The sequence below is a fragment of the Roseateles sp. FW305-36 genome, from assembly GCF_058787015.1.
The window spans coordinates 73,210-91,525 of sequence record NZ_JBYSZK010000023.1; the positions used below are offsets into that span (position 1 = coordinate 73,210).

At 70.3% G+C, this 18,316-nt stretch carries 18 protein-coding genes; 11 read left to right on the forward strand and 7 right to left on the reverse strand.

Going from position 1 to position 18,316, the window contains the following annotated elements; all coding sequences use genetic code 11:
- Positions 1 to 159 precede the first annotated feature (159 nt).
- The 10 genes from AC3WOE_RS28955 to AC3WOE_RS29000 all read left to right on the forward strand — a co-directional run bounded on the left by AC3WOE_RS28955 (position 160) and on the right by AC3WOE_RS29000 (position 11,752).
- Positions 160 to 1,674 carry a GspE/PulE family protein gene (locus AC3WOE_RS28955; RefSeq protein WP_492695692.1) on the forward strand — a complete coding sequence of 505 codons (1,515 nt, stop codon included), beginning with the start codon at positions 160 to 162 and terminating at the stop codon, positions 1,672 to 1,674.
- Positions 1,667 to 2,815: a hypothetical protein gene (locus tag AC3WOE_RS28960; protein WP_492695693.1), complete on the forward strand. Its 1,149-nt coding sequence runs from the start codon at positions 1,667 to 1,669 to the stop codon at positions 2,813 to 2,815. Before AC3WOE_RS28955 ends, AC3WOE_RS28960 begins: the two co-directional genes overlap by 8 nt.
- Positions 2,812 to 3,336: a hypothetical protein gene (locus AC3WOE_RS28965; protein WP_492695695.1), complete on the forward strand. Its 525-nt coding sequence runs from the start codon at positions 2,812 to 2,814 to the stop codon at positions 3,334 to 3,336. The genes AC3WOE_RS28960 and AC3WOE_RS28965 overlap by 4 nt, the downstream gene beginning before the upstream one ends.
- Complete coding sequence (locus tag AC3WOE_RS28970; protein WP_492695697.1) at positions 3,333 to 3,854, forward strand: hypothetical protein; 522 nt, start codon at positions 3,333 to 3,335, stop codon at positions 3,852 to 3,854. Before AC3WOE_RS28965 ends, AC3WOE_RS28970 begins: the two co-directional genes overlap by 4 nt.
- On the forward strand, positions 3,851 to 6,031 hold the full coding sequence (locus AC3WOE_RS28975; RefSeq protein ID WP_492695699.1) for a secretin GspD/PilQ domain-containing protein: 2,181 nt from the start codon (positions 3,851 to 3,853) through the stop codon (positions 6,029 to 6,031). Before AC3WOE_RS28970 ends, AC3WOE_RS28975 begins: the two co-directional genes overlap by 4 nt.
- Positions 6,032 to 6,040: 9 nt before the next feature.
- Positions 6,041 to 6,508 carry a type II secretion system protein gene (locus tag AC3WOE_RS28980; protein ID WP_492695701.1) on the forward strand — a complete coding sequence of 156 codons (468 nt, stop codon included), beginning with the start codon at positions 6,041 to 6,043 and terminating at the stop codon, positions 6,506 to 6,508.
- 101 nt (positions 6,509 to 6,609) lie between these two features.
- Positions 6,610 to 7,050 carry a type II secretion system protein gene (locus AC3WOE_RS28985; RefSeq protein ID WP_492695748.1) on the forward strand — a complete coding sequence of 147 codons (441 nt, stop codon included), beginning with the start codon at positions 6,610 to 6,612 and terminating at the stop codon, positions 7,048 to 7,050.
- A 6-nt stretch (positions 7,051 to 7,056) separates the two neighbouring features.
- A complete protein-coding gene (locus AC3WOE_RS28990; protein ID WP_492695703.1) occupies positions 7,057 to 7,569 on the forward strand; it encodes a type II secretion system protein in 513 nt (170 codons plus the stop codon).
- Between the two features lie 260 nt (positions 7,570 to 7,829).
- Complete coding sequence (locus AC3WOE_RS28995) at positions 7,830 to 8,564, forward strand: NF038120 family PEP-CTERM protein (RefSeq protein WP_492695705.1); 735 nt, start codon at positions 7,830 to 7,832, stop codon at positions 8,562 to 8,564.
- 26 nt (positions 8,565 to 8,590) lie between these two features.
- Positions 8,591 to 11,752: a S8 family serine peptidase gene (locus AC3WOE_RS29000; RefSeq protein WP_492695707.1), complete on the forward strand. Its 3,162-nt coding sequence runs from the start codon at positions 8,591 to 8,593 to the stop codon at positions 11,750 to 11,752.
- A 76-nt stretch (positions 11,753 to 11,828) separates the two neighbouring features.
- On the opposite strand, the gene AC3WOE_RS29005 is transcribed toward AC3WOE_RS29000, so the two are convergent.
- Positions 11,829 to 12,242: a hypothetical protein gene (locus tag AC3WOE_RS29005; protein ID WP_492695709.1), complete on the reverse strand. Its 414-nt coding sequence runs from the start codon at positions 12,240 to 12,242 to the stop codon at positions 11,829 to 11,831.
- Positions 12,243 to 12,293: 51 nt separating this feature from the next.
- Here AC3WOE_RS29005 and AC3WOE_RS29010 point away from each other — a divergent pair, with 51 nt between their 5' ends.
- Positions 12,294 to 12,785 carry a CAP domain-containing protein gene (locus AC3WOE_RS29010; protein ID WP_492695711.1) on the forward strand — a complete coding sequence of 164 codons (492 nt, stop codon included), beginning with the start codon at positions 12,294 to 12,296 and terminating at the stop codon, positions 12,783 to 12,785.
- Between the two features lie 121 nt (positions 12,786 to 12,906).
- Here the strand turns inward: AC3WOE_RS29010 and AC3WOE_RS29015 are convergent, their stop codons facing one another.
- From AC3WOE_RS29015 to AC3WOE_RS29040, 6 genes are all read right to left on the reverse strand, one after another.
- Positions 12,907 to 13,569, reverse strand: coding sequence for a response regulator (locus tag AC3WOE_RS29015; RefSeq protein WP_492695713.1), 663 nt, complete (start codon positions 13,567 to 13,569; stop codon positions 12,907 to 12,909).
- On the reverse strand, positions 13,551 to 14,771 hold the full coding sequence (locus tag AC3WOE_RS29020) for a sensor histidine kinase (protein ID WP_492695715.1): 1,221 nt from the start codon (positions 14,769 to 14,771) through the stop codon (positions 13,551 to 13,553). Before AC3WOE_RS29020 ends, AC3WOE_RS29015 begins: the two co-directional genes overlap by 19 nt.
- Positions 14,768 to 15,889: a tRNA 2-thiouridine(34) synthase MnmA gene (mnmA, locus tag AC3WOE_RS29025; RefSeq protein WP_492695718.1), complete on the reverse strand. Its 1,122-nt coding sequence runs from the start codon at positions 15,887 to 15,889 to the stop codon at positions 14,768 to 14,770. The genes AC3WOE_RS29020 and mnmA overlap by 4 nt, the downstream gene beginning before the upstream one ends.
- 24 nt (positions 15,890 to 15,913) lie before the next feature.
- Complete coding sequence (locus tag AC3WOE_RS29030) at positions 15,914 to 16,618, reverse strand: 2OG-Fe(II) oxygenase (protein ID WP_492695720.1); 705 nt, start codon at positions 16,616 to 16,618, stop codon at positions 15,914 to 15,916.
- Between the two features lie 10 nt (positions 16,619 to 16,628).
- On the reverse strand, positions 16,629 to 17,390 hold the full coding sequence (locus tag AC3WOE_RS29035; RefSeq protein WP_492695721.1) for a hypothetical protein: 762 nt from the start codon (positions 17,388 to 17,390) through the stop codon (positions 16,629 to 16,631).
- 86 nt (positions 17,391 to 17,476) lie between these two features.
- Positions 17,477 to 18,313: an alpha/beta hydrolase gene (locus AC3WOE_RS29040; protein ID WP_492695723.1), complete on the reverse strand. Its 837-nt coding sequence runs from the start codon at positions 18,311 to 18,313 to the stop codon at positions 17,477 to 17,479.
- Positions 18,314 to 18,316 lie beyond the last annotated feature (3 nt).

The following is an 18,316-nucleotide window of genomic DNA, read 5'->3' on the forward strand; positions in this document are numbered from 1 at the left end:
GGCGAGCCGATCATTGCGGACCGAGCGACGGGCCGCCCCTAGCCGGGCCGCGTCCCCTCGGGGGACCGCCTCGCGTACCCGCGGGGCGAGGGGCTCCATGACGGGCGGGATCATCGTGCTGATTTATCTGCCGATCTTCCAATTGGTGGAGCAGGTGCAATGAGCGCGATCTCGCTCACCGACTGGCTGCCCGCCGAGCAAGGCCCCTGGCATCTCGACTTCGAGCAGTGGCCCCAGGCCCAGGCCCAGCGCTGGCGCGCCGTGCTGGCCGTGGGCGCGGGCAACAAGCGCGTGCTGCTGGCCGAGCGCGACGAGGACGCCATGCTGCTGCAGAGCGTCGAGTCGCGCCTGAACGCGCCCGTCGGCTGGCAGCGCTGCACGCCCGAGGCGGTGACCCATTTCCTCGGCGCCGGCGAGGCCGACTTCCGCGCCCTGTCTGACGTCGAGGATGCGCTGACCGCCGTCGAGGACCACACCGAGGAGCTGTCGGCCCTGGCCTTGAGCGAACAGGCCAGCCCCGTCGTGCGCCTGCTCAACGCCACTCTCTACGACGCGCTGCAGGACACGGCCTCCGACATCCATATCGAATGCACGGCCCGCGGCGCCACCATCCGCTTCCGCGTCGACGGGGTCATGGCCGTGGTGCGCCAGGTCGAGAGTCCGCAGGTTGCCGAGCAGCTGGTGTCGCGACTCAAGGTCATGGCCGAGCTCGACATCGGCGAGCGCCGCCTGCCCCAGGACGGCCGCTTCAAGCTGCGTGTGCAGGGCCGCGACATCGACTTCCGCCTCAGCGTCATGCCCAGCGTCTTCGGCGAGGACGCCGTCATCCGTATCCTGGACCGCGCGGCCATCGCCCGTGCCGGCACGCTGACGCTGGATGCCCTGGGCTTCGACGACGAGGAGCGTGCCGCCATCCGCCACCAGGCCCGCCAGCCCCACGGCATGCTGCTGGTGACCGGCCCGACCGGCTCGGGCAAGACGACGACGCTGTACGCGACCCTGGCCGAGATCCACACCGGCGCCGACAAGATCATCACCATCGAAGATCCCGTCGAGTACCAGCTCAGCGGCGTGGTGCAGATCCCCGTCAACGAGAAGAAGGGCCTGACCTTCTCGCGCGGCCTGCGCTCCATCCTGCGCCACGACCCCGACCGCGTCATGGTGGGCGAGATCCGCGATGCCGAGACGGCGCAGATCGCCGTGCAGGCCGCGCTGACCGGCCACCTGGTGTTCAGCACGGTGCACGCGAACAACGCCTTCGACGTCATCGGCCGCTTCATGCACATGGGCCTGGACCTCTACAACGTCGTCTCGGCCCTGAATGCCGTGCTGGCCCAGCGCCTGGTGCGGCTGACATGCAAGCACTGCGCGCGGCCCTTCACGCCCGACGCGGCCACGCTGGCCCGACATGGAGTCGTCAATGGCCACTTCATGAAGGGTGAGGGTTGCGGCCATTGCCGCGGCACCGGCTACAAGGGCCGCCGCGCCGTGGCCGAGCTGCTCAAGCTCGACGACGGCCTGCGCGACCTGATCGCGGCGCGCGCGCCCATGTCCGAGATCAAGGCCGCGGCCAAGGCGCGCGGCATGAAGTCGCTGCGCGAGATGGCCCTGGCCGCCGTCTGCCGCGGCGACACCACCTTCGAGGAGCTGGAACGTGTCACCCTCGATGAGTGAGCGCCTGCGCCGGCAATTGAGCGCGCGGCTGGCCAAGCCGCGGCGCGTCTTCGTCACGCCCGGCGGCGACGAGTTCGCGGCCTGGTGCAAGGACCTGCCCGGCACGGCCGTCGAACTGGTGATCAGCGCCCGTGCCCTGCACGAGCTGGTCGTCGAGCCCGGCCTGCCGCTGGCTGACCTCGACGCCGTGCAGGCCTATGCCCAGCAGCAGTTCGCCCACTATTTCGGCGCCTCCGCGCAGCGCTTTGCCATTGCGCCCTGGAAGCAGGGCGACGCCACCGGCGCTTCGGCCCTGCATGGGCTGGACCTGGCCGCGCTGCGCAGCCAGGCCGAGGCCGCGAACGTGCGCCTGCATGCGGTGCGTCCCGCCTGGGCCGCCTGGCTGGCCTCGTTGCCGGCCGTCACGCGCGCCGGCTCGGGCCGCGTGGTCTGGCATGAGGGCGCTGATGGGGAAAAGACGGCCGTCGTCATCCAGCTCGACCGCGGCCGCGTCACCGGCCTGCAGTCGCGCCGCGTGCAGAGCCTGGCCGACCTCGGCGGCCTGGGCGATGAAGGGCCGCTGGCCGTCGGCACCCCGGCCGATGAGCTCGTTCCGCAGCCCGGCCCCGCCACACCGCAGCCCGACTTCCTGCCGCGCAGCGGTCGCTCGAATCTGGCCTGGCCGCTGGCCCTGACCGGCGCCCTGGTGCTGGCCACGGCGGCGTGGAGCGCCTTTGACAGCCATCGCGCGCTGGACGTCGCCCAGGCTGCGCGCGACCGCGTCGCCACGCTGCGCCCCGCGGCGGCACCCAAGCCGGCTGCGCGCAGCACGCGCGCCGAGCCGGCCGAGAACCGCGCCGCCATCGAAGCCCGGGCCCTGCTGGCCATGCCCTGGGAGCCTCTGCTGACTCGTGTCGAAGTTGCCGGCGCCGAGGCCAAGACCATCGCCTGGCTGGGCCTGGACGCCAGCGCCGGCCGCGGCGAGCTTCGCCTGGAAGGCCTGACGCCCGACAAGCTGCTCGCCCTGCAGCTGGCCGAGCAATTGGGCACGACGCCCGGTTGGCGCCAGGTCGTGCTGTCGCGCTTCTCGACCGCCGAGGCCGGCCTGGTCGGCCAGCGCTTCGAGATCAATGCCCGCGTGACGACGGGAGGCGGCTCGTGAAGCGCCCCGCCTTCGTCAAGGCGCTCCTCAAAACATTGGGCTGGCCCGGCCTGCTGGGCCTCGCGGCCCTCGCACTCGCCATCATCGCCGTCGTGCTCGGCCAGCGCTGGGACGCGCAAGCCACCAAGCTGCAGGCCGAGGCTCGCGAGCTGCGCACCAAGGCGCGGCCGGCAGTTGCGGCCGCCTCCGCGCCGATCAGCGTGCAGCAATGGCAGGCCTCGCTGCCGCCGTCGAGCAGCCGCCAGCAGCGACTCGCCGACCTGCTGGAGCTCAGCATCCGCCTCGACCTGAACGGCGCTCGCACCGAGCACCGCCTGTCCAGCAGCGAAGGCCTGGAGAGGCTGCGCGTGACCATGCCGGTGACGGGCAGCTATGCCCAGGTGCGCCGTTTCATCGGCGCGGCGCTGGAGCACGACCCGGCGCTGAGCCTGGACGGCATCAAGCTGCGTCGCGTCAGTCCCGTGAGCGCCAGCGTCGACGCCGAGCTGCAATGGTCGCTGCACGGAAGGGCCGCGCCATGACGCCGCGTCAGCTGGCCCTCGGCGGCGCCCTGGCCGCGACGCTGGCCGCCACCGCCTGGGTGGCCACCCGTCCCGACGACGACACGGCTGCCGTCGTGGCCGCGCCGGCGCGCCGCGTGGCTTCGTCGGCCCCAGCGGCTTCCGCAGTCCTCGCAGCGGCGCCGACGACCTCGGCGCGTGAGGCCTGGGCCGAAGTGCCCGAGTCTCAACTCGCCGCCTGGCAGCCGCCTCCACCGCCGCCGCCTCCGCCGGCACCGCCACCCCTGGTGGCGCCGCCGCCACCCCCGCCCGTCGCGCCGCCGGCGCCCTACCAGATGATCGGTCGCGTCGTCGAAGGCGAGGGCGCCAAGGCCGTCGATGTCGCCCTGCTGACCGGCCCCAACAAGGTCCTCAGCGCCAAAGCCGGTGATGTCATCGACGGCCAGTGGCGCGTCGAGCAGGTCTCCGACAGCGGCGTGCGCCTGACCTGGCTGCCCGGCCAGCTTCCCCAGAACATCGTTTTCAAGGCTGTGCCATGAAGCAGCTCCTCCTTCTTTTCGGCGTCACGCTGCTTCTCGCAGGCTGCGCCAACCCGGCCTTGCGCCAGGCCGAAGACCTCGGCCGCAGCAACCAGTGGCCCGCGGCCCTGCGCGTGCTGGACGACGCGGTCGCCAAGGATCCGACCGATCCGCAGCTGCGTGCCGCCCAGGTGCGCGCCCGCGAGCAGGCGTCGGCCCGCCTCATCCTGCAGATCGAAGCCCTGCGGGCGCAAAGCCGCTGGGACGAGGCCTCGGCGCTGTTGAGCCAGTTGGCCCTGGCCGATGCCCGGCATCCGCGCCTGGCCGCGCTGACGACCGAGGTCGAACGCAGCCGCCGTCAGGACGCCCAGCTCGCCACCGGCCGCGCGGCGCTGAAGGAAGGGCGGCTGGAGCGTGCCGAAGCCGTGGCGCGTGACATCCTGGCCGAGTCGCCCCAGCATCCGGGCGCCCGTCTGCTGGCCAGCCAGGTCGCCCAGGCGCGGCCGCTGGAGACGACGGTCGGCGAGCTTGGGGCCGCCTTCCAGAAGCCGGTCACGCTGGAATTCCGCGAGGCGCCGCTGCGGCAGGTCTTCGAGGCGCTGTCGCGCAGCAGCGGCGTCAACTTCGTCTTCGACAAGGACGTGCGCGCCGATGCGCGCGTGACGGTCTTCCTGCGCAACGTGACGATGGACGAGGCCATGCGCGTCATCCTCGGCACCCAGCAGCTGGACCGCAAGATGCTCAACGAGACCTCGGTGCTGGTCTTCCCCAACACCGCCGCCAAGCAGCGCGAGCACCAGGAGCTGATCACCCGTACCCTCTACCTGACCAACGCCGACGTGAAGCAGGTGCAGGCCATGGTGCGCACCATCGCCAAGGTGCGCGACGTCTTCATCGATGAACGCCTGAACCTGCTCGTCGTGCGCGACACGCCCGAGGTGCTGCGCCTCGTCGAGAAGCTGATCGCCTCCGTCGACCTGCCCGAGCCCGAGGTCATGCTGGAAGTCGAGGTCATGGAGCTGGCCACCGACCGCGTCGACGAGCTCGGCCTGAAATGGCCCGAGCAGGCCTCGCTGGGCATCAGCGACGCGGCCGGCAACATCCCGGCATCGGTCTTCGTCGGCGGCAAGAACCCGATCAACTTCCGCGCCAGCATCGCCAACCCCGCCGTCGTCGCGACGCTGCGTGGCACCGCCGGCAACTCCAACATCCTGGCCAATCCCAAGATCCGCGTGCGCAACCGCGACAAGGCCAAGGTCCACATCGGCCAGAAGCTCCCGGTGTTCACGACGACGACCAACTTCACCGGCTCGACGTCGGTGGCGGCCTCGGTCAGCTATCTCGACATCGGCCTCAAGCTCGACGTCGAGCCCACCATCCAGCTCGACAACGACGTCGTCATCAAGGTGGGCCTGGAGGTCAGCAACCTGATCCGCCAGGTCACCGGCCCCGGCGGCACGACGGCCTACGAGATCGGCACCCGCAACACCTCCACCGTGCTGCGCCTGGCCGATGGCGAGACGCAGGTGCTGGCCGGCCTCATCAACGACGAGGACCGCAAGGCTGCGACCGGCATCCCCGGCCTGTCCACCATCCCCGTGCTGGGCCGCCTGTTCGGCACGACAACGGACACGCGCAACAAGACCGAAGTGGTGCTGCTGATCACGCCGCGCGTGGTGCGCAACCTGGCCGTGCCCGATGCGTCGTTGACGCGCCTGGCCAGCGGCACCGACGCCAGCCCCGGTGCCTTCAGCAGCCTGCTGCGCCGCGACGCCAAGGTCGGCGTGGCGCCGAGCAGCAGCGCCGGCGCTGCCGCGCCTGCGGCCCAGCCCCAGCCCGCCGCGGCGCCGCCCGCCGAGGCCCTGCTGAAGCTGGACGTCACGCCGCAGATTCCCCCCGGCGGCACTGTCTCCGTCGCGCTGAAGAACGACAGCGCCCTGCAGATCAAGGGCGAGCTGGAATACGACGCCAGCCGCCTGACGCCGGCCCAGCCGTTGCAAGGCGCGGCGCCGGGGCGCTACCCCGTCGAACTGGCGCCGCGCAGCGACCGCGTCGTCGCCTTCCGCGCGCTGCCGCCGGCGGCCGGCCAGGTGCTCAACATCAGCGTCAGCGCGCTCTCCGCGACGGGCCTCAACGGCGAGTCGGCGGCGGTGCGCCTGGAAGGCTCCGGCCTGCTGACGGTCGAACCGGTGAAGTAAGAACCGGCCATGCGCTCCCGTGGGTTCACGCTGATCGAGATGCTGGTCGTGCTGGCCATGCTGGGCGTGCTCGCGTCCGCGGCCCGGCCCCTGCTCGAGCTGTCGGTGCAGCGCAGCCGCGAACACGAGCTGCGCCAGGCCCTGCGCACGCTGCGCGAGGCCCTGGATGCCTACAAGCACGCCACCGAGGCCGGCAGCATCGCGCTGAGCCCCGAGGACAGCGGCTATCCGCAGAAGCTGACCCTGCTCGTCGACGGCGTGGTCGACGTGAAGTCACCCAATGGCCGCAAGATCTATTTCCTGCGCCGCCTGCCGCGCGACCCGTTTGCGCCGAGCGAGCAGGGCGCCGCCGAGACCTGGGGCCTGCGGGCCTACGACAGCCCGCCCGACGACCCGCGCGCGGGCAAGGACGTCTTCGACGTCTACTCGCGCTCGGAGCGCAAGGCGCTGGACGGTTCCAAGCTGAAGGACTGGTGATGAAGCCCGAAATGCCAGCCCCCCGCTCGCGAGTACGCGGTCGGCCTTGCAGGCCGCGTGCCGCCCAAGGGCGCCACTCTTCGGCAGCCAGAAACCGCCCACTGGGCGCTTTCTGCGCGGCCTCAGCCCCCGAGGGGACGCGAGCCGGCCTAGGGGCGGCCCGGCGCCCGGCTCAGGGCTTCACCCTCATCGAGCTCATCGTCGTGATGGCCATCGTGGCCCTGCTCGCGTCCATCGTCGCGCCGCGCTATTTCGCGTCCCTGCACAAGAGCAAGGAGACGGCCCTGCTGCAGTCGCTGACGACGATGCGCGATGCCATCGATCAATATGCCGCTGACAAGGGCCGTTATCCAGAATCGCTGCAGGAGCTGGCCGCGGCGCGCTACATCCGCGACGTGCCCGAGGACCCGCTGACGTCCAGCCGCGAGACCTGGGTCGAGCTGCCGCCGCCCACCGAGATGCAGGCCAATGGCCGGGTCTGGGATGTGCGCAGCGGTGCGGCCGGCCGCAGCGCCGATGGCCGTCTCTACGCCGACTGGTAGCCGGTGATGGCGCGTCCGCAGCGCGGCTTCAGCTATCTGGCCGTTCTCTTCCTCGTCGCTTTGACCGCGGCCGGCCTGGCGGCCCTGGGCCAGGCCTGGAGCACGGCGGCCGAACGCGAGCGTGAGAGGGAACTGCTGTTCCGCGGCGGCGAGATTGCGCGGGCCATCGCGGCCTATGCCAAGACCACGCCCCCGCCCGAGCAATATCCCAAGAGCCTGGACGATCTTGTCGAGGACCGGCGCAGCGTGACGCCCAGGCGCCATCTGCGCCGGGTCTACGTGGACCCGTTCACCGGCAAGCCGGACTGGGAGTTGGTGCCCGAAGCCGGCCAGCCCGGCGCCTTCAGCGCGGTACGCAGCCGCTCGGAGCATCTGCTGCTGCGCGACGTCGGCCCGGACGGTGTCCAGGTGCGCGTCGCGCGCGACCTGCTCTTCTCCGCGCGCAATGCGACGGCCGGTGCGCAGCTGCCGGCCGACCCCGCTTCCGCTGCCTCAGCGGCCAGTGCGGCGTCAAGGTGATTTGTACGAGGGAATTTCTGTCGACCTAGTCAAGTCTGCGGACTCGGGGAATACCCCTTCCCCCCTTGCTTGGATGCCGGGGAACTTGGGATGGTCGTGGAATTTTGCTCAAACAGAATCGGCCGCCTAGTTGGGCCTGGTGGCCTATCTACGCGCAGGCACTCTGGTCGTCAGACCTTGGCGGTTGGGGTGGTGGCAGTGCTTATGCGCCGCGGCCCTGCGCAGCATTGATCAACTTTGCATAGAAAGTGGGTAGTTAGATGAAGAAGACTTTGACGTCGATCGCTTTTGCAGCGGTGGCCCTTGCCGCTTCGGTCGGCGCCCAGGCGGGCGTGCTGCGCACGACGATGACCTTCGATCCGGTGGACACGTCGGGGCTGTTCTTCCCGCCTCTGCTGGTCAACGGTGATGAGTTCTACCAGGCCGGGCTGGGCGGTCGCACGATGTGGTTCGACCCGGCGTCGAACTCTCCCGACGCCCATATTGGCGACCTCACCGGCGCCATCCTCAACGGCGCCTGCGCCGACCTGATGTGCCCGATCAACAACGCGACGAACTATGTCGGCCTGGTCGACGACGCCTTCCTGGCTTTCGGTTCGACCGGCAACTTCACCTTCTCCGTGAAGAGCCTGAACGCCAGTTTCATCGGTTCCGGCGACCCGCTTGATGCGACACCCGGCTATCTCGCTCTTCAGGGCGTGACGGCCGACGGCATGTCCCTGACCGCCTACTACGCGCTGAGCGGCGTCGATGCCAATGGCCACCTGAACTTCGGCGCCATCGATACGGGGGCCTTCGGCGACTACGAGTTCGCTGCCGTCTATGCCTATGGCTATGCCTGCGCCAACGCGAGCTGCTCGGCGTTCTCGACCAACCGCGCCCAGTTCGCCCTTGACGACATCACCATCGAGCACGTGCCCGAGCCGGCCAGCCTGGCCCTGCTGGGTGCCGCCGGTCTGGCGGCCCTGGGTGCCCGTCGTCGTCGCGCTGTCTGAACGCCCCCCGCCGAAAGGATCATTCAATGAAGATGAAACTCAAGCCCGCCGCACTGGCGACGCTGGTCCTGCTCTCTGGTTTGGCCACGAGCTCCTTTGCACAGGACCGCAAGACCTACATCGTCCAGCTCAAGGACGAACCCGCTGCCTCCTACCAAGGCACGGTGTCGGGCCTGGCCGCCACGCAACCGGCAGCCGGCGAAACCTTCAGGTACGGCAGCGCCGCGGTGCAGGCCTACGTCAACTACCTGAGCCAGCAGCAGAACATGGTGATCTCGACGGTCGGCAATGCGCCCGTCCTGACGACCTACAACACCGTGTTCAACGGCTTCGCCGCCCGGCTGACGGACGACGAGGCCCGCACGCTGGCCACCAACACCCAGGTCGTCGGCCTGTGGCAGGACGAAGCCCGCCAGGTCGACACCATCTCCACCAGCAAGTTCCTCGGCCTGACGGCCGCCGGCGGCCTGTGGTCTCAGACCGTGGGTGGTGCGGCCCTCAAGGGTGAGAACATGGTGATCGGCGTGGTCGACCTGGGCATCTGGCCCGAGAACCCCGCCTTCTTCGACCGCGTGGACGCCAACGGCGTGCCGAGCAACAACCCGGCCGACGCGCAGGTCTACGGCCCCAAGCCCGCCACCTATCTGGGCGGCTGCGTGGCTGGCGAGGGCATCGACCCGGCCAAGCATTGCAACAACAAGCTGATCGGCATCCAGCACTTCAACGCCGGCTTCATCGCTTCCGGCAACACCCCGCACTGGACCTCGTTCGCCTCGGGTCGTGACGACCTGGGCGGCGCCACCGGCCATGGCGGCCACGGTGACCACACCGCGTCCACCGCGGCAGGCAACGCCAACGTCACCGCCATCGTCAACGGCATCGCCCTGGGCCAGGCCTCCGGCATGGCGCCGCGCGCCCGCGTCGCGGCCTACAAGGTCTGCTACACCTATGTGAACGCCGCCGCGACCGACGGCACCGGCAGCCAGAACAGCTGCTTCAACTCCGACTCGGTGGCCGCCATCGACAAGGCAGTGGCCGACGGCGTCAACGTCATCAACTACTCGATCAGCGGCTCGCAGACCACGGTCAACGATCCGGTCGAGCAGGCCTTCTACCGCGCTTCGCTGGCCGGCGTCTTCGTGGCCGCTTCGGCCGGCAACAGCGGCCCCGGCCAGGCGGTCGCCCACATCAGCCCCTGGCTGACAACGGTGGCCGCGTCCACGCATGACCGCGCCTTCTCGGGCGACGTCACGCTGGGCAACGGCGTGAAGTACACCGGTGCTTCGCTGAACAGCCTGACCGCGCTGACGGGCAAGTCCATCATCCGCGCCGAGGATGCCGGCATCGCCGGCGCCAGCGCCAACCTGCCGCTGTGCTTCAGCAACCCGCTCGAGCTGGATCCCGCCAAGGTGGCCGGCAAGATCGTCGTCTGCACGCGCGGCAACAACGCCCGCGTCGACAAGAGCCTGGCCGTGCTGAACGCCGGCGGCGTCGGCATGGTCATGATGGACAACGGTTCCGGCCTGGTGGCCGAGGCCCACTCGGTGCCGACGGTCCACGTGACCACGGCCGACGGTGCCGCCATCAAGACCTACGCCCAGACTGCCGGTGCCAGCGCCGACATGACCAAGTTCTACATCGGCACCGCCCCGGCGCCGATCATGGCGAACTTCTCGTCGCGCGGCCCGAACGGCGGTGACGGCAACATCCTCAAGCCCGACCTGACCGCCCCCGGCGTGGACATCATTGCCCAGGTCACCCCGGCCCTGAGCCAGGCCGACCGCAATGCCGTCGTTGCCGGCACCCTGGTCCCCCCGCCCGATTGGGCCTCCTACCAGGGCACGTCGATGTCCAGCCCGCACGTGGCTGGCGTGGCGCTGCTGCTGAAGCAGGCTCACCCGACCTGGGGCCCGGGCGCCATCAAGTCGGCCCTGATGACCACGGCCTATTCGACGCTGAACGACGGCGTGGCCGGTGCCTCCAACGGCCTGCTGCCCTGGTCGCAGGGCGCTGGCCACATCGACCCGAACAAGGCCAACGATCCCGGCCTGGTCTACAACGCCGGCAAGAACGACTGGGTCAAGTACCAGTGCAAGGTGAACAAGTCTGCCGTCCAGCCGGCCAGCGACTGCACCAACATCGGCACCCTGGACGAAACCTACAACCTGAACCTGCCGTCCATCACGGTCAGCACGGTGACGGGCAGCACCATCGTCGCCCGCAACGTCACCAACGTCGGCGCCTCGGCCGCGACCTACACGGCCGCGGTCACGACGCCGGCCGGCTTCACGACGACGGTGTCGCCGTCGACGCTGACGCTGGCCCCGGGTGAGACCAAGTCCTTCACCGTCACCATCGCCGCTGCCGGCGCCGCCGAAGGCGTCTGGCAATTCGGTCAGCTGGTCTGGAACGACGGCGCCGGCCACAGCGTGCGCGCCCCGATCCAGGTCAAGGCCGGCAAGGCGATCTCGGCACCCGCCGAGTTCACCGACACCAAGGCTTCGGGCAGCAAGCTGTTCACGGTGCGCACCGGTTTCGCCGGCCGCATGGGCGTGCTCAAGGGTGGCCTGAAGGACGTGACGATGGGCGCGGAAACGTCGCTGTCGCCGCTGGCGACCGGTTCGACGACGCTGGCCAACCGCTGCTACAGCAGCAACAACTACGCGTCGATCGCCAAGTACAACTTCACCGTGCCGGCGGGTGCCATCGTGGCTCGTTGGGCCCTGCGCCAGGCCGATGTGGGCACGGCGGTTGATGACCACGACATGGTCGTCATCAACATGACCGCCGCCACCGTCGCCGGCTACTCGGGCAACGACGGGTCGGATGAAGTCGTGCAGATCGCCTCACCGGCAGCCGCCACCTACCGCGCCTGCGTGCTGGCCTACGCCGGTGTCGCGCCGATGAAGCACAAGCTGTCGAGCTGGATCGTCATGCCTGGCGACGCCGCTGGCCTGAACGCCCTGGTGCCGAGCTCGGTCTACGCCGGCAGCACGGCCACGGTCGGCCTGAGCTGGTCGGGCCTGGCTGCGGGCAAGCGCACCGTGGGTGGCGCGCAATGGCTGGATGCCTCCGGCAAGGTGCAGGCCACCACCATCCTGCGTGTCTCGACCGACGGCAGCGTGCCGGTGCAGAACGTGCCGACCAACATGCCGAGCAAGCTGGTCGAAGCCACCACCGGCGAGTAAGCCAAGCCATCTCGCCAGGGCCTTCGCCCTGGCGCCATCGGGCCGCATGCCGCGAGGTATGCGGCCTTTTTCTTGGCTAGCGGGCGCTGTTGGGGCCGGCGAGCTCGCAGCGACCCGCGACGCAGGCCGCGCCGGGATCGGCCACGAACATGCAGTTGGAGCGCAGGCCGCCGGCGTCGGTTTCGCGCCGCTCCGCGTCGGCCTGGCGTGCGGCCAGCGCCGCCAGCCTCTGGGCATCGGTGCCCTGGGTGGACCAGGCCAGGTACCCGGCCGGGCCGCCGCAGGCCTTGGCGCCGACGGCGATGGTGCGGCATTGCGAGTCGGCGGTGCAGGCGGCGGGGCCGACGAGGGCGCGCAGCTCGCGCCCGAGCCGCACGGACTCGGTTTCGGCGGCGGCCGGCGCAGGGGCCGGTGCCGGCGGCGGTGTCTGTGCGCAACTGGCCAGGGCGGCGGCGGCGAGCAGGGCGGCGAGCAAGCTATGGGTTTTCATGCCCCCATGTTGGGCCCCGTGCCGGTCCTTGGCAACAACTAGGATGCCGGCATGCGAGCCTTGTCATGCCTGTTGCTTGGCCTTGCCGCCCTGGCGCCAGCCAGGGCCCAGGAGAGCTGCCAGCCCAGCGAGGCCGCCGTACGGGCGGCCTTGAACGCCTTTCGTGCCCAGCCCCAAGCCTGTGGCGAGCGCGCCTGGCCGGCGGTGGCGCCGCTGCACGCCAATCCCCTGCTGGCCGAATCGGCCCGCCGCTATGCCCTGGAGCTGTCCAGGCGCGACCGCCTCGAGCATGTCGGCGCAGGCGGCACCTCGCTGCGCACGCGGCTGCGCGAGGCCGGTTATCTGATGAAGTCGGCCGGCGAGAACCTGGCCGGCGGCCCGGAGACCCTGGACGAGGCCATGGCCCAGTGGCTGGCCAGCCCGGCGCATTGCGAGAACCTGATGGCGCCGGACTTCCAGGAATTCGGCCTGGCCTGTGCGGTGGGCTCAGGCAGGCTGCAGCGCTACTGGGTGCTGCACATGGCGGCCCCCACGAAAAAATGAAGCCCCTCGTCCAAGGAGTACCTTGGCCGGTCCCCCGAGGGGACGCCGATGCATGCGGCATTGAGCCGCATGCACATCGCCCAAGGCGGGCCGGCTAGGGAGCGGCCCGGCGCTCGGCCCGCTAAATCCAGCCGAGATCGATGGCGCGCAGAACGGCCTGCGTGCGGTCGCGCACGCCCATCTTGGAGAAGATGGCCGAGCAGTGGTTCTTGATGACGCCTTCGCTGTTGCCCAGCAGGCCGGCGATCTCGGTGTTGCTGCGGCCGCTGGCCACCAGGCGCAGCACCTGCAGCTCCTTCGGACTCAGCGGGTCGGGATGGTCGGCCGCCGTGAAGGCGCGCTCGCCGCCCTTGGCTTCCATGCGCGTGGTGAGCGATGGCCGCAGCGCCGTGCCGCCGCCGTGTACGTCGCGCAGGGCCTGGGCCAGGGTCTCGGGGCTGATGGCCTTGAGCAGGAAGCCGCGGGCGCCGGCGCGCACCGCCTCGTCGAAGGCGGCGGTGTCGTCGAAGGTGGTCAGCAGGATGACCGGCAGGCGCAGGGCACGCGCGGCCAGCGCGCGGATCAGGCCGATGCCGTCCAGGCGCGGCATGCGCATGTCGGACAGGATGACGTCGGGCATGTCGTCTGCCGCAGCGGCAGACAGCCATTCCAGCGCCTCGGCGCCGTCGCTGGCCTCGCCGACGACCTGCAGTTCGTCATGCAGCGCGAGCAGGCCCTTGAGGCCTTCCCGCACCAGTTGTTGGTCTTCGACCAGCAGGATCTTGATCACACCCATCGCGGACATCTCAGCTCGATTCGAAATCCCGGGCTGGTGCGGGTCACGCACATCTGCCCGCCCAGCTCGGCCATGCGTTCGGTCATGCCCGAGAGACCGTTGCCAAAGCCCTCGGCGCGGCCCTCGCGCCAGCCCGGCGCTCCCCGCCCATCATCGTCGATGCTGACGGCGACCTCATCCCCATCACCCCTGAGTTCGACCTGGACGCGACGCGCCCCGGCATGACGAACGCTGTTGGTCACGCCTTCCTGTACACAGCGCAGCAGGGCATGGGCGGCGCGGGGCCCGAGGTCGCGGGCGGCATCGTCCAGGGCCAGTTCGATGCGGGTGCTGGCAATGCCTTCGGCCAGGGCCTGCAGGGCGGCGGACAGATCGATGCGCTGCGAGCTGCGCTGCTGGGAGACGGCTTCGCGCACATCGGCCAGCAACTGGGCCGCCACCCCCTCGGCGCGCCCCATGGCCTGGCCGGCGCCCGAGGTGTCCTGGCGCACCAGCAGGGCGCCGCCGAGCTGCAGCTGCAGGTTCAGCGCCGTCAGGTGGTGCCCCATCAGGTCGTGCAGCTCACGGGCGATCTGCATGCGTTCGTTGTAGCGCATCTGCTCGGCCAGCAGGTGCTCGCCGGCCATCTGCTCGGCCAGCACGGCCTGCAGCCAGCGGCGCTTCTCGGCCTCGGCCGCGGCCATGCGCCCCAGGCCGAAGGCCAGACCGTGCAGGGCCAGCATGGAGGACAGCAGGCCGAACTGGTCCAGCCAGGCCGTCGCCTGCGGAGCCGCATAGATGCCGGTGTTCAGCAGCACCTGGGCGAAGCCGAAGCCCAGGGCCAGCCGCGCCGGCAGCAGCACGGCGGCCAGCGCCGTGACCAGGAAGGGCAGGCCGGGCGTCACGCCGAAGGCCAGCAGGTCGACGAGCAGCAGCCAGGCCAGGCGGCGGTTCACGGCGACGACGCCGCCACCCTGGCTGGCCAGGCGCCACATCAGCGCGACGAAGGCCAGCAGCAGGCCCACGCACAGCAGCAGCAGGCCGCGGTCGTTGGCGCCACCGCCGGCCGCGCGCCAGACCCAGGCGACCAGGCCGTCGTAGGGCTCGGTGCGGGCGCCCAGCAGCGCCGCGCCGGCGCTGACCAGCTCCATCACGCAAACGACCAGGGCGGCCAGCCGCAGCACGACGCCGGGCTCGGCCAGCCGCGCCAGCAGCCGGTCGAACTTGGTCATGCCGGCAGGGCAGCGGAAATCACGCCGCCACCCAGGCAGACCTCGCCGTCGTAGAGCACGGCGCTCTGGCCCGGCGTGACGGCCCACTGCGGGTCGGGGAAGCGCAGCTGCAGATGGCCGCTGGCGTCGAAGCCGACGCTGCAGGGGGCGTCGGCCTGGCGATAGCGCGTCTTGGCCGCGGCCTCGCCAGTGGTCGGCGCCCGGCCGGAGACCCAGCTCAGGTCGTCGGCGACCAGGGCCGGGCTTTGCAGCAGCGGGTGGTTGTGGCCCTGCACGACGATCAGCGTGTTGTTCGGGATGTCCTTGGCCGCCACGAACCAGGGCTCGTGCTCACCACCACCACGCGGGCTGCCCTTCTCCTTCACGCCGCCTATGCCCAGGCCCTGGCGCTGGCCCAGGGTGTAGAAGCTCAGGCCCACGTGCTCGCCCAGCTTGCGGCCGCGCTCGTCCTTGATGGGGCCGGGCTGGTGCGACAGGTATTTGTTCAGGAACTCGCGGAAGGGCCGCTCGCCGATGAAGCAGATGCCGGTCGAGTCCTTCTTCTTCGCATTGGGCAGGCCGATCTCGGCGGCGATGCGTCTCACCTCGGTCTTGGGCAGGTGGCCGACCGGGAACATGGCTTTGCTGATCTGCGCCTGGCTGAGGCGGTGCAGGAAATAGCTCTGGTCCTTCAGCGGGTCCAGGCCCTTGAGCAGCTGGAATTCACCGTCGACCTCGCGCACTCTCGCGTAATGCCCGGTCGCGATCTTCTCGGCGCCCAGGCGCATGGCATGGTCGAGGAAAGCCTTGAACTTGATCTCGGCGTTGCACAGCACGTCGGGGTTGGGCGTGCGGCCGGCCTGGTATTCCTGCAGAAAGCTCTCGAAGACGCGATCCTTGTACTCGGCGGCGAAGTTGACGTGCTCGATGTCGATGCCCAGCACGTCGGCCACCGAGGCGGCGTCCAGGAAGTCCTGGCGCGTCGAGCAGTACTCGTCGTCGTCGTCGTCTTCCCAGTTCTTCATGAAGATGCCGACGACCTCATGCCCCTGCTGTTTCAGCAGGTGGGCGGTCACGGCCGAGTCCACGCCGCCGGACAGGCCGACGACGACTCGATGCTTTTTCTCAGCGGAACTCATGCCCCGATTGTCCCAAACGGCCCTTCAGCCTTTTGGAAACAGGCTTTCCGCGCGCTGGTAGAGCACCCAGCTGGTGGCGATGAACTTGTCGCCGCCCTGGGGCCGGTTGCCGCGGTGGGTGTGGGTGAAGCCGCCGGGCGCGATCAAGAGGCTGCCGGTGCGAGGAACTATCTTGCGGCCCTGGTAAAGGAACTCCGTCTCGCCCTCGGCGAAGTCGTCGTTCAGATAGAGGGTCCACAGCACCGCCCGGTGCAGGGCCTCGCCCTGGTCCAGCCGCGGGTACTGCTCGCAATGCCAGTAGGGGTAGCCGCCCTGGCCGGCCGTGTAGCGCTGCAGATTGATGGCGCCGGGGCGGAAGACCTTGGCGATCAGGCCCATCAGCATCTCGTCGTTCAGCCCGGCCACGGCCTCGGCATCCAGCGGTGCCAGGCTGCCATCGGCCTTCTGCATCTGCAGCTTCAGCGGCGCCAGGGCCAGATGGGCATAGCGGCGCAGATAGTGCTTGAAGCCGGCGATGACGGCGTTGTCGAGCTGCTGGCAGGCGTCCGCCCATTCGGGGTGGCGGCTGATGGCGATGTCCCAGCTGTCTTTCATCGTCACGTCGACGCCGCTGCCGGTTTCGCCGCGCTGCAGGCGGTTGCTGGCCTGGAAACGCTCGACCAGAGCGCGGCAGGCCTCGGGGCTCAGCGCGCCGTCGTAGACCTCGATGAAGTCGGCAGGGGATGTCATGCCGGCATTGTCAGCCGCCGACCTGGCGCTTCAGCAGGGCCTGCAACGTCGACTGGCGCAGGGCCTCCAGCTCGCCGCTGGCCTGCAGCCGCAGCAGGGCGGCATTGAGCTTCAGGGCCAGGGCGGCGTGGCGGCCGGCCAGCACATGGTGGACGGTGTGCTCGTCCAGCACGACGTCCAGGCGCTGCAGGCCTGGCACGCCCGCGGGCTTCTGCGCCGGGCTGCCGGCCAGCTCGCTGAGCACGGCCACATCGGCCGCTTCCGTGGCGAGCAGCCGCCACAGCTCGCGCAGGCTGCCGGCCTCGACGCGGTGCGTGCCGGGCGGCATCAATTGCTCGACACGCACGACGCCGCGCAGGTGGGCAACGCGCCAGCGCGTCAGGTCGGCCCAGCTGCTGATGCGCAGCGTGGGGTCGCGCGTGTAGGCGCGCAGCACGACCTGGCCCAGCGGCGTGGCGACGGCGACGACGCCCGGGTTGGCTTCGATGTAGTCGCGGGCCCGGTGGGTGTTGGCGTCGACTTCGCCGCTGGCCAGCTGCAGGCCGGCGCGGCGGGCCGGCAGGTCGAGAAACTGCAGGGGCTGACCGATGTCGGCATAGAGCCGCGTCAGCACGGCCTCGCTGACGCCGATCAGGGGATTGGTCGTGCGGTCCCAGCTTGCGATCTGCACCGGCGGCTGCGGTTGGGCGGTGGCACGCAAGGCCAGGCCCAGGGGCAGGGCGAGGCAGGCGGCGAGGCGCAGGCGGTGGGAGCAGGACGGCGTGTCGGGCATGTTGGGCGGGGGGCCAAGAATTGTGACGCCCACCCTTCAGCCCCGACCGCGCGCCGCGGCCCGCCGAGCGTCGAAATTCACGTTGTCTAGGGCGCCGGCTTGAAAAGCTGGCGCAGCGCCAGCAGGGCGGCCGGGTGATAAATCGTCCCGTGAGTCTCCTGCGGCAGGTTCAGCACCTGCCAGTCGCTGCCGGGGGCCAGCTCGCGCTTGAGCATGTCGACGAAGGCCTGCGCCGGTGCCACCAGGCTGGGCTCGGAGCTGGTGGCGATGAAGAGACGCGGCGCCACGCCCTTGCGCTGGCGCAGTGCGGCCTGGGCCGGTACCGTCAGGCCGGCGGCGTTCCACCACAGGCTGGGGTCGAAGGCGACATAGGTGCTGAAGAGCTCGGGCTCCAGCACCCAGGTCTCGACGGTGAACAGGCCGGCGAGGGACTCGCCCATCAGCACGCGCTCATCGGTCACGCGGTAGCGCGCGGCCACGGCCGGCAGCAGTTCGTCGCGGATGAAGGCGCGAAAGGCCGCCGAGCCACCGACGCGCGGCGCAATCTTGCGGTCGCTGTCCTGCGTGGTCGGGCCGGTCAGGTCGCGGCGGCGCTGGGTGTTCTCGATGCCCACCAGCAGGAAGGGCCGCACGGTGCCGTTGGCGAAGCCGACCTGCAGCAAACCGGCCACGTGCAGGAAGTCCTCGGCGAGGCCGCCGTCGGGCATCACCAGCACCGGCAGGCGGGCCGTCGTGCTCTCGGCGTAGCCCGGCGGCGCGTAGACGTTGATGCGCCGCGTCTCGCCCAGCACGCGGGACTCCAGCATCAGCGTGTCGCCGATCACCAGCGGCTGGCGGGCGCCGCTGAAGTCGAGGGCCGAGGCGCCGAGGGCGGCGAAGGACAGCAGGGCAGTCAGCAGGCAGCGCAGCAGCAGATGGGGCATGGG

Excerpts from the sequence above, each read along its gene's own strand:
- AC3WOE_RS29030 (WP_492695720.1), bottom strand. The coding sequence starts at position 16,618 with ATGACATCCCCTGCCGACTTCATCGAGGTCTACGACGGCGCGCTGAGC.
- AC3WOE_RS28960 (WP_492695693.1), top strand. The coding sequence starts at position 1,667 with ATGAGTGAGCGCCTGCGCCGGCAATTGAGCGCGCGGCTGGCCAAGCCG.
- AC3WOE_RS29005 (WP_492695709.1), bottom strand. The coding sequence starts at position 12,242 with ATGAAAACCCATAGCTTGCTCGCCGCCCTGCTCGCCGCCGCCGCCCTG.
- AC3WOE_RS29035 (WP_492695721.1), bottom strand. The coding sequence starts at position 17,390 with ATGCCCGACACGCCGTCCTGCTCCCACCGCCTGCGCCTCGCCGCCTGC.
- AC3WOE_RS28995 (WP_492695705.1), top strand. The coding sequence starts at position 7,830 with ATGAAGAAGACTTTGACGTCGATCGCTTTTGCAGCGGTGGCCCTTGCC.
- AC3WOE_RS28970 (WP_492695697.1), top strand. The coding sequence starts at position 3,333 with ATGACGCCGCGTCAGCTGGCCCTCGGCGGCGCCCTGGCCGCGACGCTG.
- AC3WOE_RS29000 (WP_492695707.1), top strand. The coding sequence starts at position 8,591 with ATGAAGATGAAACTCAAGCCCGCCGCACTGGCGACGCTGGTCCTGCTC.
- AC3WOE_RS28980 (WP_492695701.1), top strand. The coding sequence starts at position 6,041 with ATGCGCTCCCGTGGGTTCACGCTGATCGAGATGCTGGTCGTGCTGGCC.
- mnmA (WP_492695718.1), bottom strand. The coding sequence starts at position 15,889 with ATGAGTTCCGCTGAGAAAAAGCATCGAGTCGTCGTCGGCCTGTCCGGC.
- AC3WOE_RS28975 (WP_492695699.1), top strand. The coding sequence starts at position 3,851 with ATGAAGCAGCTCCTCCTTCTTTTCGGCGTCACGCTGCTTCTCGCAGGC.
- AC3WOE_RS29020 (WP_492695715.1), bottom strand. The coding sequence starts at position 14,771 with ATGACCAAGTTCGACCGGCTGCTGGCGCGGCTGGCCGAGCCCGGCGTC.
- AC3WOE_RS28955 (WP_492695692.1), top strand. The coding sequence starts at position 160 with ATGAGCGCGATCTCGCTCACCGACTGGCTGCCCGCCGAGCAAGGCCCC.
- AC3WOE_RS29040 (WP_492695723.1), bottom strand. The coding sequence starts at position 18,313 with ATGCCCCATCTGCTGCTGCGCTGCCTGCTGACTGCCCTGCTGTCCTTC.
- AC3WOE_RS28990 (WP_492695703.1), top strand. The coding sequence starts at position 7,057 with ATGGCGCGTCCGCAGCGCGGCTTCAGCTATCTGGCCGTTCTCTTCCTC.
- AC3WOE_RS29015 (WP_492695713.1), bottom strand. The coding sequence starts at position 13,569 with ATGTCCGCGATGGGTGTGATCAAGATCCTGCTGGTCGAAGACCAACAA.
- AC3WOE_RS29010 (WP_492695711.1), top strand. The coding sequence starts at position 12,294 with ATGCGAGCCTTGTCATGCCTGTTGCTTGGCCTTGCCGCCCTGGCGCCA.